This is a genomic window from Paenibacillus konkukensis (assembly GCF_023523925.1).
Taxonomy (GTDB): Bacteria; Bacillota; Bacilli; order Paenibacillales; family NBRC-103111; genus Paenibacillus_S; species Paenibacillus_S doosanensis.
The window spans coordinates 42,785-59,008 of sequence record NZ_CP027059.1 but is presented as its reverse complement, the minus strand read 5'-3'; the positions used below and the strand labels follow the sequence as shown (position 1 = coordinate 59,008).

Sequence of the window (16,224 nt, the reverse complement as noted above, 5' to 3'; positions counted from 1 at the left end):
CTGCCTCCCTGATTTTACCACATTTATTCCATTCGTTGATACAATATTTCCCGTTCCGCCTCTAGCAGCAGCTTCTCGTTGTACATCTCCGTCAACTTTTCCGGAATGTTCTCTTGCAGCATCACGCTATCCAGCACCGCAATTTTGCGTTCCACCGCTGCAATTTCCGCTTCCAGCTTGGCTAACTGTTTCTCCGTCTGGCGGATGCTCTCCGCTGCGGCGGTGGCGATCTCTTGCTTTCGCGCAGGCTTGGCCGGTTCGGCGCGCCCGATCGTAGCGGAGGACCGAAGCTCGTCGCGTTTCTTCCTGGCTTCATCGTAAAACCCTTCATAGCGCGCAAGCTCCCCCCGCTCGATCCAATACGTAATCGGGAACAGCTTGTTTAGCAAATAGCGGTCGTGCGACACGCAGAGGATCGTCCCCTCGAATTGAGCGAGCGTATCTTCGAGCGCCTCTCTGGCGTCAATATCCAGATGGTTGGTCGGTTCGTCCAGCATCAGCACGTTGACGTCCTGATACATCAGCTGAGCGAGCCGCAATCTCATCCTCTCGCCGCCGCTCAGAGCTTTGACCTTACGGAAAACGGCCGCACCGTAAAAGAGAAACTTGGCAAGCAGATGGCGCGCCTCCCCTTCTTCTACCATCACGGCGTCGCGGAAGGCGTCCAAGATCGTCATCTCGTCATTCACGAATCCGTCCTGCTGGGCCAAATAGCCGAGCTTGACCTGACTTCCTAATTGTACGGTGCCTTGATCCGGCGCGAGCCCTTCGGCAATCATCTTGAGCAGCGTCGATTTGCCGCTTCCGTTATCGCCTACAATCGCAGCAAATTCGCGATAGCGGACCAGCATATTCACCGAGGAATACAACACCCGAGATGCGGCTGCCTCGCTTGAACCCGGCGCCTGCCCCGCTCTTACGGACATTTTCACGTCTTTAAGCGTGATCACGTCGTTCCCGCTGCGTTCTCCCGCCTGGAAAGACAGCCCGATCTTCTTGCGCTCAAGCATGGGGCGGTCGAGCTTATCCATCCTGTCCAGCGCTTTTTGCATCGCTGCCGCCCGCTTGAACATCTTCGGGTTATCCGCCTGCGCCGCCCATATCCGCAATCGCTTTATCGCTTCCTCCATCTTCCTGATCTTCTTCTGCTGCTCTTGAAAAGCCGCGAATTCCGCCAGCAGCCGGCGCTCCTTCTCCACTACGAAGTAAGAATAGTTCCCGTGATACACTTCGCCTGAGCCGCCTTCCAAATCGATGATTTTGCCGGCGACACGGTCGAGGAAGTAACGATCATGGGACACGATCACCACGCTCCCCCGGTAATCCCGCAAATGGCCCTCCAGCCATTCAAGCGCTTGAAGATCGAGATGATTGGTCGGCTCATCCAGGAGCAGCAGGTCCGGCTCCCTCAGCAAAATATTGGCCAAACATACCTTCGTGCGCTCCCCGCCGCTTAAGCTGCTGAACGGTTGCCCAAGTAAAGCCGTCAAGCCGAGACCGCCGGCCACCCGCAGCATTCGGGCCTCCATCTCATACCCGCCCATCTCGGCAAACCGGTCCTGCAGCTCACCGTACTCCTTCAGCCTTCTGTCCGTAAATGCGGCATCGGCCATTCCGGCTTCCAGCTCCGTCATCCGCTCGCGCATTAGCAGCAGGTCTGCGAATGCTTTCTGAAGCACTTCTTCCGCCGTCGTGTCCGCACCGTAGTCCGGTATTTGCGCCAGCAGCGCCGTACGGGCTCCCTTCCTGCAATGAATGGCGCCGCTATCCGGCGGTTCCAGACCGGCTATGAGCTTTAACACCGTCGTTTTGCCGCAGCCGTTAGGCCCTACCAATCCAATTCGGTCGCCTTCGTGAATTTCTACCGTCAAATTTTGAAGGACCGGGGCTCCTCCCCAGCCTTTGTTCATTTTATCTAAAGCGCAGATGATCATGGTCATCACTCTCTCTTTCATTCGATAGGTCGATAATGGGCGTACGGGTTTACGATCGGCATGTCCCCGGTTACCGGTAAGACAGCGCCGTCCCTCGTTTCCCGACAACGACAAAAAAGCCGCAGGGCAAAAGGCAACCTTTTACCCGCGGCTTTCGTTAGCCGTAGAAACCTTACCGTGGCCGGCATGGATTATACCGGTCTCACCGTACGCTCTATATGGGTCAAAATGCTGCAGTCGCCGTAAAAAGACAGACCTCTCCCGCCGATGGCGGAGCGAAATACGATCGTAGTTAGATGCACCCAATAATGGGACCACTGACTACTTAAGGCAACTTGCAGCATGTTGACACCTCCTTTATCGATAAACGATTGAAATGTGGAATGACGTATAAATAGTACTATAGCATATGGAAAAGGATTCCACAACCGCCATATTCAGAAGCTACAAATAAGGCTCGACGATTCTCTGAATCCGCGCGAGTCCTTCCCACATATCGCCCGGACCGTCATAGATCAGTACGACGGAACCGTTATAGCCGGCCGCATGCAGCGTATCCAGGCAGCGGCGAAATTCCGGCTCGTCCGGCATGCCCGCCTCGTCGTAATGCGCCTTCGCATGGACCGAGAGGCTGTGAGGCAGCGTCAATGCGAACTCGCCGTATTTGGCGGGAGCTGCGAAATTGCCGAAATCCGTAATCATGCGAACCTGATGATTCGTCCGATCCAGAAGCTCCAGGCAGTTGTCCGCGCGGGACATGAGCGGCTTGAAGTTTTCCGTTATGACGCTTACACCGCGTTTGGCCGCATACTCGTGCAGCTCCGACAAGCTCGCCGCCGAACGATACAGCGCTTCCTTATCCTCGGGCGAAGCATCCCCGGCGATGACGCGAATCTGCTTCGCGCCGGCTTGAGCAGCCACTTCGATCCATTCTTGAACGAGGCGATAATCCGCTTCGCGTCTCTTCTCGTCCCGCGTCGATAAATCTCCGTAATCGAGCAGCAGCGTATCGAACGACACTCCGGCCGTTTCGAACCGATTGCGCAGCAGCTGCAGGTAAGCGCTATCCGTCGAAGGGAAATGAAAATGACAAATCTCGACCGCTTTATAACCCCTCGCCCCCGCTTCGGCCGGCAGCTCCAGCAAAGTCAGAACCTGCGGCTGTTCCTGCTCGCGGGTACGATGCGATCCCGCCTCCTCATCCCAAACCGTCCACCGAAGCGGACCAAGCAGCCGATGCAAGCTCCACGTACTGACAGATAAATATGACATCGTCCACGCCTCCCCCAAATAGGATCAATATCGCCTCGCCGCATTCATGTAACCGTTCCGCGGCGCCCGGTTTATAGCGCGCCCTCGAACGAGTAAAAAGCCGGAGTCTTGCCGTCAGCCTCGCTCAGCCTCAACCGCTCCGCAAATTCCGGCATAAGCTCCCGTGCGGTCGGAAGATCGACCCATCTGACTTCCGCTATATCGCCGTCGGGGTCCTGGATCTGAAGCGAACCGCCGACGATTTCGGCAAAGAACGTCGCAATAAGAGCATGATGCCCCGCTTCCGTAAAGAACATCTCCCTTAGCGAGCTTAAGCCAACCAGCCCGACCGTGTAGCCCGTCTCCTCCTGAACCTCGCGGATACAGGCTTGCTCCAGCGTTTCTCCCGCCTCCACCGCGCCGCCGGGAAGCCCCCAGTACGACGAAGCTCCGCGAACATTTTTTACCAGCAGCAGCTGCCCCTTATCGTTGAACACTTGCGCGGAAGCGACATCGATTCTTTTCAACTCCGTTCCTCCCCTCCAATACGATATTTTATTTACGTATTCGGTGCGCAGCTTCGTTTTCCTTTATTTTACTTTGGAAATTCGTAAAGCCGGGAGACGACTGCTTTAGCGGGCTTCCAATACAAAAAAAGCCTGATCGCTCAGGCTTTCCCAGAAAGGCGGTTATTTCGTCGTACTCTGCAAAAGCTCCAGATCGGTCCACGTCCGCTGCTCGTTGCGGCTCCAATTCGTCAGCGCATTGCTGTATCGGCCGATCGTATACAGATCGCCTTGCTTGTCTTTATACATGTGCAGATCATCGCTGGAATCGGGCGCCGCCGACAATTTCTTTAGCGTGAAGTCCGCTCCCGCTTCATACAATCCGTCCGTTTCCCCCGCTGCGGCCGGAAGCTCTAACGGATGTCTCCCCGAAGTCGGGTCGACCGGATAATTCCCGTTCCTCATAGCCGCTTCCTGCTCCGTATTAAGCGGTTTGCCGTACAAGCGAACCAGCAGCTTGCCGCTGCCGTCCACCGGCTCCGCCGACGGGCTGTCTAGTCCGAGAGGAGACACATCCTGCTCGTTCCAGACATCATTGGCCACTCTTACCTCGCCCTCCCGGTCCATAAGGGCCAGCAGGCCGGAACCGGCATAGTATAAATCTCTGAACGGCAGCCGATCCCGCGCTATCCAGACGGTGCCGTCCGGGTTCAGGGACACCAGCTCCGGTAAAAAAGGAAACTGCTCAATCGCACTCGCTTTGCCGTTGATGATCGAAAACAATTGGTAACGGGCTCCCGGCGCCGGCCCGATCTTGGCGATCGGGTAATAGGTATAGACGCCGAGAAGCCGGCGCTTGTCGTCAATTTCGTACAAATACCCTTTCGCCTCAAGCTGAGTTCCTCCCAGCTCCCCTGTCTCCGTATCGCGCAGCTTCGCGAGAGGCATTCCTTGATACGCCAGCATATCCCCGTCACGCTCAACAGGCACTTCCTTGCCTCCGCGACTGCGCTGCCCGGCAGCTTCTTCGGCCTGCCGCCGGATCGCATCCGCCTGCTCCGGGCTCAGCCAGACTGGCGCCTCGCTCATCGACTTGGCGACCTTCACCATCGCTAGCGGCGAATCTTCCGCAGCCTGAGCGTCTATGTACAGCGCCTCGTCATCGTCGTACCGGATTTGCCCTAATACCTGATCCTGCCCGCTCCACACGGCCAAGCCGCCCTCTGCGCTCCACTGCAAATCCATCATCAGCCGGCGGTGCGCATAATCCCAAGTCAGCGGCAAGTAAGTAATATTGCGAAACTCCAGGAAAGGGTACGGCGCCTCCGCATTGTTAACCTGTTGTCCATAAACCTGGATCGGATAAGTGCTGACATTGGCGGTATAAGAACGATTCAGCGCGTTGCTCGCCGTCAGAACAGGTTTATAAGGGGCCTTATCCAGAGCGGAAATCTCCCACTCCCTGTTCGTGCAGCAGCTTCTATACAGCTGCAACCCTTCCTCTGGGCTCCAGTCAAGACGAAGCTCCAGCTCCTGAACCGTATCCCAGTTGAGCGGGACGTAGGTAACGTCGTTATAGACCAGGAACGGATATTCCGACTGCCGGTTGTTAATAAGCTGCCCGTTGACCTGAATCGGGAAAGCGGCGATGCGAACCTGCACTTCCCCTGCGGCCGCATGGGAATTTGCCGGAAATAACGGCAGAAGCATCATGCATACAAGCCATGCGGATAACCATCGTTTCACTCTCTCACATCCTCCATATGTATTTTGAACTTGCACGAATCTCCGGCGGCCGGTCATTGCGGTACGGCGAGACGGCGGTCAAGCTCGCGCAGGAGGTATCACTGCCAAACTATAGACGCCGTTCCTTGCTAAAAAGTTTCTTTTCGGCCCAAGCCCGCCCCGCCGCCTTCCCGGTAATACCCGACCAGAAACCCGTAAAACTGCTTGGCTACAGGACTTAAATACTTCCTCGCGTTCCAGGCGATGCCGATGCTTCTCCGGCAAGCCGGTTCCTTCACCTGCAGCAAGACGACCTCGGACGTATCGACCCGCTTGAGCTGCGGCAGCAAGGCTACGCCGAGTCCCGCGGCAACAAACCCGATGACCGTAACGGGGTCCTCTCCCTCGAACGTAATATTCGGCGGCAAACCGGCTTCCCTGAATAGCTCCTCGAAAATCGTCCTCGTCCCGTATCCTTTCTTCAGGGCGACGATGCGTTCGCCGGCAATTTCATGAAGAGCGATGCTTTCGCGCAGCGCCAGAGGATGGCTCCTTGCGACATAGACGTACAGCTCCTCGCTCCACAGGTATTCCCATTCAATGTCGGGGCGTTCCTCCGTCATGGAAGACAAGCAGTAATCGATCTCGCCGCTGAGCAGCTGCTCCATCATTTCGCTGGACGATTTTTGATACAGCTGAAATTGAACGTGAGGATGCTCGGCGAGAAAGCGGCTGACGAGCTGCGGAACTTCAAATCCGCCCAGCGATTTCAAAAAAGCGAAAGACAGCGTTCCGTAATCCGGTTTGAGCAAATCCCATATCTCCTGCTTGGCTTCTTCCAGGTCCTGCAGTACGCGCGACGTTCGTTTATAAAACAGCTCCCCGTACGGATTGAGCGTCACGCCCCTGCCGACGCGCTCAAATAGAGGCACCCCAAGCTCCTCCTCCAGCTTGGCAATCGAACGACTTAGAGTCGATTGGGACACGGCTAGCCGCTCCGCCGCCCTCGTAAAATGCTGCATTTGCGCGACAACTTGAAAATATTCGATCTGCTGCCATTCCACGGCATTTGCACTTCCTTATCCCGCAATATAGTCATTACATAATATCATGATTATATTGAGTTTAATACATTAGACGCATCATTATCAGACGTGATTTAATAGTGGGAGGATATGACAACACGTTACACGGTTTGGAGGAACGCTGGGATGGGAATTTCAATTATATTGTCCATGCTTGTCGTCGGACTTCTGCTCGGATTTGTCGGAGCGGGCGGCTCCGGTTTTATTATAGCGATGCTCAGCACCGCTTTCGGCTTTTCGATTCATACGGCTCTCGGCACGTCGCTCGCCGCGATGGTGTTTACGACGTTATCCGGCGCATTCAGTCACTACCGCGAAGGGAATGTTGCTGTGAAGCCGGGTATCGTTATCGGCATTACGGGAGCCGCGGGAGCATGGATCAGCTCGGGCTATTCCGCCTACGTCCCTGCCGAGCATCTGATGTGGATGACCGCGGGGATGCTGTTTCTCTCGTCGCTATTGCTCTGGATTCGCATGACGATGACGAGCCGCGCATCCCAAAACGGCGGACGGCCTCTCCGGGAATCGGGTGTCCGCTTCTGGCTTGCATCGGCGGCCATCGGAGCCGTTACCGGCGCGATGTCGGGCTTTTTCGGAATCGGTTCGACGCCTTTTATCCAGATCGGAATGATCATTCTGCTCGGCCTCTCCATCCGGCAAGCGGCGGGCACGACCATGCTGGTCATTATACCGATCGCGCTGGCCGGAGGCGCCGGGTACTATCAGATGGGCTACCTGGATATTCCGCTGCTGATTCAGGTTGTGGTCGGATCGATGATAGGCTCATACATCGGCGCCAAATTCACGAGCCGCGTTCCGCTCGGCGTGCTGAAGACCGCTATGATCGCCATGCCTTCCATCGGCGCTTTGCTGCTCATGATACGCTCTTGAAGGACTCGTCCCTTCCTTTTTTTTGCAGAGCGGTCCTGGGACAAGCATGGCGCTTTGTCGAAGAATGCTGTAAAATAGTGTTATTCATCTAATTCATAAGGAGGGACCTATGCGTAAGCTGTTTCCTTTCCTATGCGGGATCGGTTTCCTCGTGTATTCTCTCGGATTTTGTGCGGCGAGCCCTGTCCAAGCCGGTATTTTCGACAAAGTGAAAGATATTTATAACATGCCTGATAAGCTGAACGAGCTTCAAGATCAATACGATGAGGCCGCCCAAAAGCTGAGTGAGCAGCAGCAGAAGCTGCTGGACATGCAGCGGTATTCCGAAGAGCTCGCATTGAAAAATTCGGAATTGACGAAGCAATTGGAGCAGATGAGCGAAGAACGCGCATCGCTCAAGCGCAATGCCGTCGGTGCGGCGGCCATTGTCGCCGGTCTGATTGCCGCCTACATCCTGTCGATCCGCTTATGGCGTTATAGCGCATGGCGCAAGCAAAAGCAGCATAACGGAGGGATGTTCGGATCATGAGAGTGTCCGCTCCCCCGCCTCTCGGCCATGTCAGCCTCGCTCTGGAGTCCGACGAATCGCTGATCGTGCTGCATCCCAAGTCTATCCTCGCTTATCGGGGAATGCCGCATCAGCGGCAGGATCAGCTTATGAACTTATCGAGCGCCTATCATAAAAAGAGATGGATTCGTTCTTTGCTGCAAGGCCCGTGCGATATGATTCTGGGGCTCCCGCCGGGCTGTTCGCTAACTACCGTCGATATTGCGGATCGGGAAGAGCTGCTGTTCGATCTGCGAAACATCATGTATTTCTCCGAATCGCTGGCAACCAAAAGCGTCGTTCAAAAAATGCGCACCGCCTGGATTACGAAGGATCTCGTGCGCATTCGCTTCTCAGGCATCGGCAGCATCGGAATTTTGACCGCGGGCGATCTGGCCGTGCTTCAGCTGCATCCCGATAAGCCGATATTCGTAGACAAAAGCGCCTTGGTCGCTTATCCGCAAGCCGCCTCGATTGAGTTGTCCGTTTATGGCAATCCCTTGGCCAGCCAGCATATGAACGTGCAGTGGCGGCTGACCGGCAGCGGACCGGTTCTCATTCAGACGGGCCACAGGGATGCCGAGCTGATCGATCGTCTGCAGGACGATAATGTGGTGAAACGCATTTTGCGGGAAGTGATCCCCTTCGGCAGCGTCTTTATCAAGTAAACTCCGTCTAACGGACATATGACGATTAGCCGCGCAGAGCCAGTCTCTGCGCGGCTTTTTCCGCATCGCTCCCTTCCTTCCCTGAATACCCCCGTGCCAACTGGACACTATAAGGTACGGGTGAACTGGAACGATTTTACTCGAAATGACTGCTGGAATTTCGGACATACGGAGCAGTACAAGACTCTGCGGGCGGGAAACGGATATGAATGCTAACAACGGCAAAATTACTTTCTTACAAGCAGCTATGATCCTGATGCTTATGAACGGGCTGACGAATCACGTCATCGTGAATCCGATGATTTTGGACGCTTCCGGCCGTGACGCCTGGATCAGCGTAATCGTCACTGCATTCCTGTTCTTTCCCTGGTGTTTGCTGGTCACCTATATCGCCAAAAAATCCGGGCAGCAGAAGCTCCAACCCTGGCTTGCCCGGCAAACCAACTCTTTTATTTCGTGGATATTGATTATTCCCATCGCCCTGCAGCTGTTTATAATCGGCGGACTGACCGCTGTACATACGACCATTTGGACCATTACCAACTATTTGCCCGCAACTCCCAAAATCGTTCTGAACGCCTCGCTGGTGCTCGTCTGTATGTACCCTGCGACGATCGGCATCCGGGCGATTGCCATAGGCTCAGGAATACTGCTGCCTACCGTCGTGCTGCTCGGCATATTCGTCGCCGTCTCCAACTCCCCCGAGAAGGACTACAATCTGCTGAAGCCTATCCTGGAATTCGGCTGGAAGCCGGTTATGGACGGCATGCTGTTCGCTGGAGGGGGCTTTGCCGAGCTGATCGTCATTCTCGTTATGCAGCATCAGTTGAAGAGCGCAGTAAAGACATGGAAGTTTCTGATTCTCGCTTTCCTGATGGTATATATAATGCTCGGCCCCCTCGTTGGAGGCATTACCGAATTCGGTCCCGTCGAGGCCGCCAAGCAGATGATCTCTCCTTATGAGCAATGGCGTCTTGTGAAATTGGGCAATTATTTCGAGCATGTCGATTTCCTGTCCGTCTATCAATGGCTTTCGGGCGCTTGCGTACGAATCAGTCTCGCCCTCTTCCTGCTGGCCGATCTGATGCCGCTTAAAAAGCCCAAGACACGCAACCGCTTCATCATGGGAGTTTCTCTCTGCTACATTCTAATGTCGCTCGTCCCGTTGAATCAAAACGATTTTTACATGTGGATGTATCATTTCTATTTCCCCGGCTCCCTGTCCGTCATACTCGTTATCACCATTATATGGGCGGTCATAGCATTGCTCAGCAAAGGAGTAAAGGAGAATCGCACATGAGGATGCCGCAAAATTCAGAAGCTTCTTCCGCATGGACGGAGCAAGCCTTGCGCGATCTATTCGCCGATTCGGCCGATGTCCAGGTCCAGATCCATCAGGTGGACCCAAGTGAAGGCTCGCGTATGATGATGATCTATGCCGAGGGACTGTGCGATGCGGTCCAGATCGGCAAAACCGTGCTCCCGGAGCTGCTTTCCTACTATCGCTCCTCCAGCTTCAACTCCATGCACAGCGGGGACTTTTACGGCTCTTTGCCCTTAATCGCGCTCGATCGCAATATGAACGAAGAACAATTGACGGACGCGGTTTTCCAGGGAGACCTTCTGCTTTTTTTCCAGCATACCCGGTCCTTATACAAGCTCAACATCTGCAACCCGCCGGGACGAACGCCGGAGGAATCGACGACGGAAATATCGATCAAGGGGCCGAAGGACGGCTTCGTCGAGGATATTACGACCAATGTCGCGCTCATTCGCAAGCGGATCCGCAGCAATTGTCTTCATTACGAGACGAGGATCATGGGCCGAAGGACGCGAACCAAAGTCGGGTTGCTATACATCTACGATATTATCTCGCCGCAAGTGCTGGGCGAGGTGCGCAAACGGCTGGATAAGATCGATGTCGACGGTATATACAGCATCGGTCAGTTGGAGGACAAGCTGGCCGATGTGAAATATTCGCTGCTGCCTCTGCTTGATTTCACCGGGAGGCCGGATTACGTCGTAAGCGCCCTGCTGGCGGGAAGATTCGTTATCGTCGTCGACGGCAACCCGTTCGTTCTTATCGGCCCGGCTTCCTTCTCTCTCATCATGAAATCGCCGGAGGACATTCATTTCAGCTTCCAGTATATTTCCTTCGCGCGGCTCATCCGGCTGTTCTGCTTCTGGCTGTCGATTTTTTTGCCCGGATTTTGGGTGGCTATAGCCGCCTTTCATCAAGATCAGGTTCCGTTCCGACTGATGGCCACCATTTCCGTAACGCGTCTGGGGCTGCCATTCTCCGCACAAATGGAAATGATCGTCCTTCTGCTGCTGCTCGAAATATTCCGCGAAGCGGGCGTACGGCTCCCCAGCTCCATCGGCCAAATCCTTACCGTCGTCGGCGGGTTGGTTATCGGGGACGCCGCTATCAGAGCGGGCTTGGTCTCGCCTTCGGTCGTTGTTGTCGGCGCGATTACGGCCGTATCCGGATCGACCTTGGTCAATCAGACGCTGAGCACGATGGTGGGAATTATCCGTATCGGATCGTTTATCATCGCTTCGGTGCTGGGCATGTTCGGATTGATCCTCAGCATCATCCTGTTGATGTTTTACTTGTCCAAGCTGCAGTCGTTCGGCGTTCCCTATCTCGCGCCGATATCGCCGCTGCATGTCAAGGATTTGTTCAAAGCCTTTATGAGGGTACCGTGGAATCATATGCGCACCAGGCCGCAAACCTTGGACACGCAGGACTCCGATCATCAAGGAGAGGAACATAAGTGAGCAAACTGAAACTGCTGCTTGGATGTCTGCTGTGCGTACTCTCTCTGACAGGATGCTGGAATTCCAAGGATATTCAAAATATGGCCTATGTGACGGCGCTCGGGCTGGACTATCAAGATGGCAAGTATATCACCTACGTGCAAGTGCTGAACTTTTCCAACGTCGCCAAAACGGAAAATTCCCAGATCGGCAACGTGATACCGGTGTGGATCGGCCGGGGAGAAGGCAAGACCGTGACGGAATCGTTCAACGCCATTTACGCCACCTCGCAAATCCGGGTTTTCTGGGGTCATGTCAAGGCGATCGTGTGCACCGAAAACATCCTTCACCGCGGAGATCGGATGAAAGAAGCCTATGACATGCTCAACCGGTACCGCGAAATCAGATATAACATTTTGCTTTACGGAACGAAGGAGCCGCTGCAGGACATTTTTGCCCAGAAATCGATCTTGAACCTTTCCCCGCTGGATACGATCATGTATACGCCGGCTCAAATTTTTTCTCAGCGCTCCTATATTTTGCCTGTGTACGGCTTCAAGCTTATCGCCCAATACAACGAAGCCGGCAATCCGGCGATGCTTCCCTCCCTGACTATCGATAAAGAAGGCTGGAGAGAAGACTATAAGGTCAAGTCGATGCTGAAAATTAACGGGGCTTATTTTTTTCGGAAACAGCAGATGATAGGCTGGTTATCGGAGAGCGATCTCCAAGGATACCGGTGGCTGCAACGAAAGCTGGAACGCTCCCCTATAATGATTCCGAACGAGCGCAATCCCAGCGCGGCCGTCGTTCTTCTCCATCCTACCGCCAAAATTAAACCGGTGTTCGAAAACGGCAAGCCGTATTACAACATCCGATTGAAAATCGAAGCCTATTTGGACGAGCTCGCCAAGGAAATACCGGAGAAGGAAATCGAGAAGCAAGCGTCCAAGGTCGTCGAACAGCAAATCCGATACACCTATAAAAAGGGACTGCAAATCCGGTCCGACGTGCTAAAGCTTGATCAATCGCTGTACCGCGAGTATCCCGATAAATGGCATGAGCTGCACCAGAGCCGGGAATTTATCCTGGAGGAGGACTCCTTGAAGCAAATTCACGTCCAGGTAGAGCTGCTTCATACGGGCAAATACAAGGGAAGGCAAAATTAACAATGACAAAAAACCGCATGAGCCGCGGCGGTTGTGCATGGAACATGCGCCGCGGCTCATCGCGGCTGCCACACACATTCCGAAGCCGGCTTATTCCACAGAAATTGCTGGAATACGGTTCCGATCAACTGATGGGCGTCCGTTCTCTCCGCATATTGAATCCGGCAGCAGATACAAGGCTCTATCCACTGGGTCAAGGCGTCGCGGTGCGTATGGAGCGAGGCCGCCAGCTCCAAAAACTTCTGCCTGTCCTCCGCGTCGATCTCCTGTTCCACAAGGCCGACCGGCTTATTGGACACCGTGCGGAAATTCAGCCCGGCGACAAGCGTGAACGGGCTCGTTCTGTATCCCAGGATCATGACGTCGATCGTTCGGACATGGTTGATCTGAAGCCAGTCCTCGCTCTTCGTCCCGAGACGATACCGCGAACTCATCCGTTTGGCGACAATACCCGCCATCCCCTGGCGTTCCGTCAGCTCGAATAAGGCTTTTCCTCTGACAGGTACTGACAATGTCGGCATCAGCAAGCCGCTAGACTTAATGATATCGCCGAGACGCCGTTTGCGCTCCGTTAACGGTTCGTTCAAATGCTCGCGGGCAGACATAAGCAGATCGAATGCTACGAATGTTACCGGGTGAGTAAGAACTGCCGTACGGATTTTGGCGGCTTGACTGATCCGCAGCCTGTAGGTGAAATCGTCGAAGACCGCCCGTTCTCCTCTCATCACGATGCCTTCGCAGTCCACAATCGCCGTATCCGATTGGATGGATGCGCACGCTTCCTGCAGCTCGGGAAATTTCGCGGTGACATTCATTCCTCTGCGGGTAAAAGCTTCGATACGCTTCCCCTGCTTATGCAGCAGTATTCGCTGCCCGTCCCATTTGGGCTCGAAAATCGTATTCTCGTCATCGAACGGCTCCGGCACTCTTCCGGCGGTCATAGGCTTGAGCGGCGCGAATAACAGCACAGTTATCACCTCCCCCTTTCATTTTTCCAAAAAGTTCATGATCTTAACCCCGCGCTTTGAAAACGGCGGTTGGCAACGATTGAAGCGCTGCCACGCCCATCCGCTTCCCTCACCGGTTTCGGCATGCGGAAACCGGGGACAAATCCCCCAAAAGTGACGTGATGCTCAGAAGCTTATTCCGTCCGCATCCAGCCTAAGCTGGATCGGCGTCTAACCATTCCGCTGGGATCTTCTATGGGTAGACATTACTTTAGGGGGGAGCCCACGGATATCCACAGGAAATGGCTGCGCATCATTTCCTAAACAACAAAAAAAGCCTCAAGCGGCAAACGCTTCAGACTTGTAAAATCCAGTACTTTAATTAATAGGTATATTCCTCGAACGACAGGTCCCCGTTCACACCGATCGCAGCCCGGCTGCCTTCCGCCGCGGCAATGACCAGCTGCGACGGCGCGACGACAGAAGTATCTCCTGCGGCGTACACGCCTTTTACGTTGGTGCGGCCGAAGGCGTCGGTGACGAAGCCGCCCAGCTCGCTCGTAGCGCAGCCGAGTCTGGCGCCGAAAGGAGCGGCTTGAATCCAATGGGGCGTGACGAAGCCGCCCGCTCTTGCCACGGCGCTGCCGTCCTGGAACCGCACCTTCTCCAGTTGGCCGTCCGTCCCTTCAAAGGCGGCGATCGGCTGCTCGATCACCAGCAGCCCTTTCCGTTCCAAAGCCTGCTTCTGATCGAAAGAAAGCACGGCGCGGCCGTTCGTACACAAGAGAAGATTGCGGCTCCAATTATAAATCAGCATGGCGCTGTGAAACAGATTGGCGCCCTCGGATACGACGACAAGCGGCCTATCCCGAAGCTCCCAGCCGTCGCAATAAGGACAATTAAACAGGCTGCGGCCATAGAACTGGGTAAAGCCGGCAATAGGCGGAAATTCCTCTCTAAGCCCTGTAGCCAATATCAGCTTGCGGGCGGCTGCGCGCTCTCCGGACTGCGCCGTAATTTCAAACCCGCCGCCATGATGCCGAATGTCCGTTACGGTCGCCTGTTTCATGCGCACGGACGGATATTTCATAATTTCCTCGTGAGCGATTCTACGAAATTGCTCCGGCTTGACGCCGTCCCGGGTCAGAAATCCGTGCGATTCATGAGTCACCGCGTTGCGCGGCTTGTTATTATCGAACAGCAAGACGTTTCGACGCGCCCTTCCCAACACAAGAGCGGCATTCAAGCCGGCGGGGCCTCCGCCGACAATAACGCAATCGAGCAGCATACAGCGTTTCTCCCCTTTGCCCCCCGTCTATTCGATCAATCTTGAAATCCGCTTCTTCTTCCATACAGTCAAATAGTATGCGTACTGGAGGATAAGACTGACGATAAATGCCGCGGGATAACCGATCCATATCCCCTGTATGCCAAGTCCCGTGTAACGGGATAAATAAAAGGCGACCGGCACCTCGACCAGCCAGATCGATACGATGCTGATCAGCGTCGGCCACAGCACCGTGCCGCTGGCTCGCATCGTCGCGGTAATAATTTGGGCATGGCCAAAAACGAGGTAACTCCATAACGTGATCATCAGCAAATGATGCGCTATTTCCATTGTATGCTCGCTGGTCAAAAACCAGGACAAAATGGTTTGCGAAAATACGTAAACGAGGAAAATAACCGCGCCGCCGATGAGATAATTCAGCAGAATGCCGACCTTAATTACCTGCTTCAACCGATCCGTCCGGTTCGCTCCTATAGCCTGCGCGGCGAATATGGATACCGTAATTCCGAGGCTGATCGCCGGCATCTGCACGTAGCTGGCAACCTGATTGACGGCTCCGTATGCTGCGGTCGCATCCGACCCGTATCCGTTAACCAGCGATATAACGGCGATCTCGGATAAGGAAACCAACACCATATTGACGCTGGAAGGAATCCCTAGACGCAATAATAGCTTCAGCAGAGCGCCGTCCATACGGAGATACTTGCGGACCGAGGCGTCGAACTGCAGCGGATGCCCGGTTTTGCTTAAATAGACGAGCATGACGACGAAAGTGAGCAGCGTGGATACCACGGTCGCATAGGCGGAGCCGTAGATGCCGAGTTTGGGCAGTCCCAGCCAGCCGAAGATCAGGATAGGCAGCAGCGCCAAATTGAGAACCGTACTGACGATCAAAAAATAAAACGGCGATTTGGAATCCCCTGTTCCGCGCATGAAGGTCGTGTACACGAAATATAAGAACATCACCGGTAAGGACAAGAGCAATATCCGTGCATAATGTACGCTAACCGCGATAATATTGTCAGGCGTCCCGACGAGACGCAGCACATCCCAGGTAAATACGCCGCCGAGGATAGCCAGCACGACGCCGACGATAAAAGTGAAGGTCAGCGTCGTCCCGACGATCGCTTTCATCCGCTCCATGTTCCCGGCTCCATACGCCTGGCCGATCAAAATCGAGCTGCCAGACCCTATGCCGATGCAGAAGGAAATAAGCAGAAAAAATAACGGAAAAAACGCCGAAATTGCTGCAAGCGCGTCCACGCCCAGCCAGCGGCCGACAATAATGCTGCCGGCCAACTGCCCGATGGACTGCATCACATTGCTGAGCATCAAAGGGATTAAAAATATCGATATGGAACGCCATAAGGACGGTGCGGGTTTCCCCGCGTCCTGCGGCTGCTTCATCGCTTGATCCGAGTTCACTTTCAAAAGCTCCTTTTCTGTTTGCCGT

The 16,224-nt window shown here is 54.5% G+C and carries 15 protein-coding genes; 6 read left to right on the top strand and 9 right to left on the bottom strand.

The window, feature by feature from the left end; translation table 11 throughout:
• Positions 1–23 precede the first annotated feature (23 nt).
• The 6 genes from abc-f to SK3146_RS00210 all read right to left on the bottom strand — a co-directional run bounded on the left by abc-f (position 24) and on the right by SK3146_RS00210 (position 6,480).
• On the bottom strand, positions 24–1,910 hold the full coding sequence (abc-f, locus tag SK3146_RS00235) for a ribosomal protection-like ABC-F family protein (protein WP_249863168.1): 1,887 nt from the start codon (positions 1,908–1,910) through the stop codon (positions 24–26).
• Positions 1,911–2,125: 215 nt separating this feature from the next.
• Entirely contained in the window at positions 2,126–2,278 is a 153-nt protein-coding gene (locus SK3146_RS00230) for a hypothetical protein (protein WP_249863167.1), read from the bottom strand.
• A 100-nt stretch (positions 2,279–2,378) separates the two neighbouring features.
• Positions 2,379–3,206 (bottom strand): sugar phosphate isomerase/epimerase family protein, encoded by an 828-nt coding sequence (locus SK3146_RS00225; RefSeq protein ID WP_249863166.1) that lies wholly within the window; start codon positions 3,204–3,206, stop codon positions 2,379–2,381.
• A gap of 71 nt (positions 3,207–3,277) precedes the next feature.
• Entirely contained in the window at positions 3,278–3,712 is a 435-nt protein-coding gene (locus SK3146_RS00220) for an NUDIX hydrolase (protein WP_249863165.1), read from the bottom strand.
• Between the two features lie 162 nt (positions 3,713–3,874).
• Complete coding sequence (locus SK3146_RS00215; protein ID WP_249863164.1) at positions 3,875–5,437, bottom strand: hypothetical protein; 1,563 nt, start codon at positions 5,435–5,437, stop codon at positions 3,875–3,877.
• 128 nt (positions 5,438–5,565) lie between these two features.
• Positions 5,566–6,480, bottom strand: coding sequence for a LysR family transcriptional regulator (locus tag SK3146_RS00210; RefSeq protein ID WP_249863163.1), 915 nt, complete (start codon positions 6,478–6,480; stop codon positions 5,566–5,568).
• A 147-nt stretch (positions 6,481–6,627) separates the two neighbouring features.
• On the opposite strand from SK3146_RS00210, the gene SK3146_RS00205 reads away from it, so the two are divergent.
• From SK3146_RS00205 to SK3146_RS00180, 6 genes are all read left to right on the top strand, one after another.
• Positions 6,628–7,392: a sulfite exporter TauE/SafE family protein gene (locus SK3146_RS00205; protein WP_249863162.1), complete on the top strand. Its 765-nt coding sequence runs from the start codon at positions 6,628–6,630 to the stop codon at positions 7,390–7,392.
• Positions 7,393–7,501: 109 nt separating this feature from the next.
• A complete protein-coding gene (locus SK3146_RS00200; RefSeq protein ID WP_249863161.1) occupies positions 7,502–7,921 on the top strand; it encodes a hypothetical protein in 420 nt (139 codons plus the stop codon).
• Positions 7,918–8,607, top strand: coding sequence for an AIM24 family protein (locus SK3146_RS00195; RefSeq protein ID WP_249863160.1), 690 nt, complete (start codon positions 7,918–7,920; stop codon positions 8,605–8,607). Before SK3146_RS00200 ends, SK3146_RS00195 begins: the two co-directional genes overlap by 4 nt.
• A gap of 205 nt (positions 8,608–8,812) precedes the next feature.
• Positions 8,813–9,907: a GerAB/ArcD/ProY family transporter gene (locus tag SK3146_RS00190; protein ID WP_249863159.1), complete on the top strand. Its 1,095-nt coding sequence runs from the start codon at positions 8,813–8,815 to the stop codon at positions 9,905–9,907.
• Positions 9,908–9,909: 2 nt separating this feature from the next.
• The gene (locus tag SK3146_RS00185; RefSeq protein ID WP_249863158.1) at positions 9,910–11,388 is read left to right on the top strand and encodes a spore germination protein; all 1,479 of its coding nucleotides are present in this window, start codon (positions 9,910–9,912) and stop codon (positions 11,386–11,388) included.
• The gene (locus SK3146_RS00180) at positions 11,385–12,536 is read left to right on the top strand and encodes a Ger(x)C family spore germination protein (RefSeq protein WP_249863157.1); all 1,152 of its coding nucleotides are present in this window, start codon (positions 11,385–11,387) and stop codon (positions 12,534–12,536) included. The genes SK3146_RS00185 and SK3146_RS00180 overlap by 4 nt, the downstream gene beginning before the upstream one ends.
• Positions 12,537–12,592: 56 nt before the next feature.
• Here SK3146_RS00180 and SK3146_RS00175 read toward each other — a convergent pair whose 3' ends face one another.
• From SK3146_RS00175 to SK3146_RS00165, 3 genes are all read right to left on the bottom strand, one after another.
• Positions 12,593–13,504: an ATP-dependent DNA ligase gene (locus tag SK3146_RS00175; RefSeq protein ID WP_249863156.1), complete on the bottom strand. Its 912-nt coding sequence runs from the start codon at positions 13,502–13,504 to the stop codon at positions 12,593–12,595.
• Between the two features lie 361 nt (positions 13,505–13,865).
• Entirely contained in the window at positions 13,866–14,771 is a 906-nt protein-coding gene (locus tag SK3146_RS00170) for an NAD(P)/FAD-dependent oxidoreductase (protein WP_249863155.1), read from the bottom strand.
• Between the two features lie 27 nt (positions 14,772–14,798).
• Positions 14,799–16,178, bottom strand: a complete 1,380-nt coding sequence (locus tag SK3146_RS00165) for an MATE family efflux transporter (RefSeq protein ID WP_249866534.1) — start codon at positions 16,176–16,178, stop codon at positions 14,799–14,801.
• Positions 16,179–16,224 lie beyond the last annotated feature (46 nt).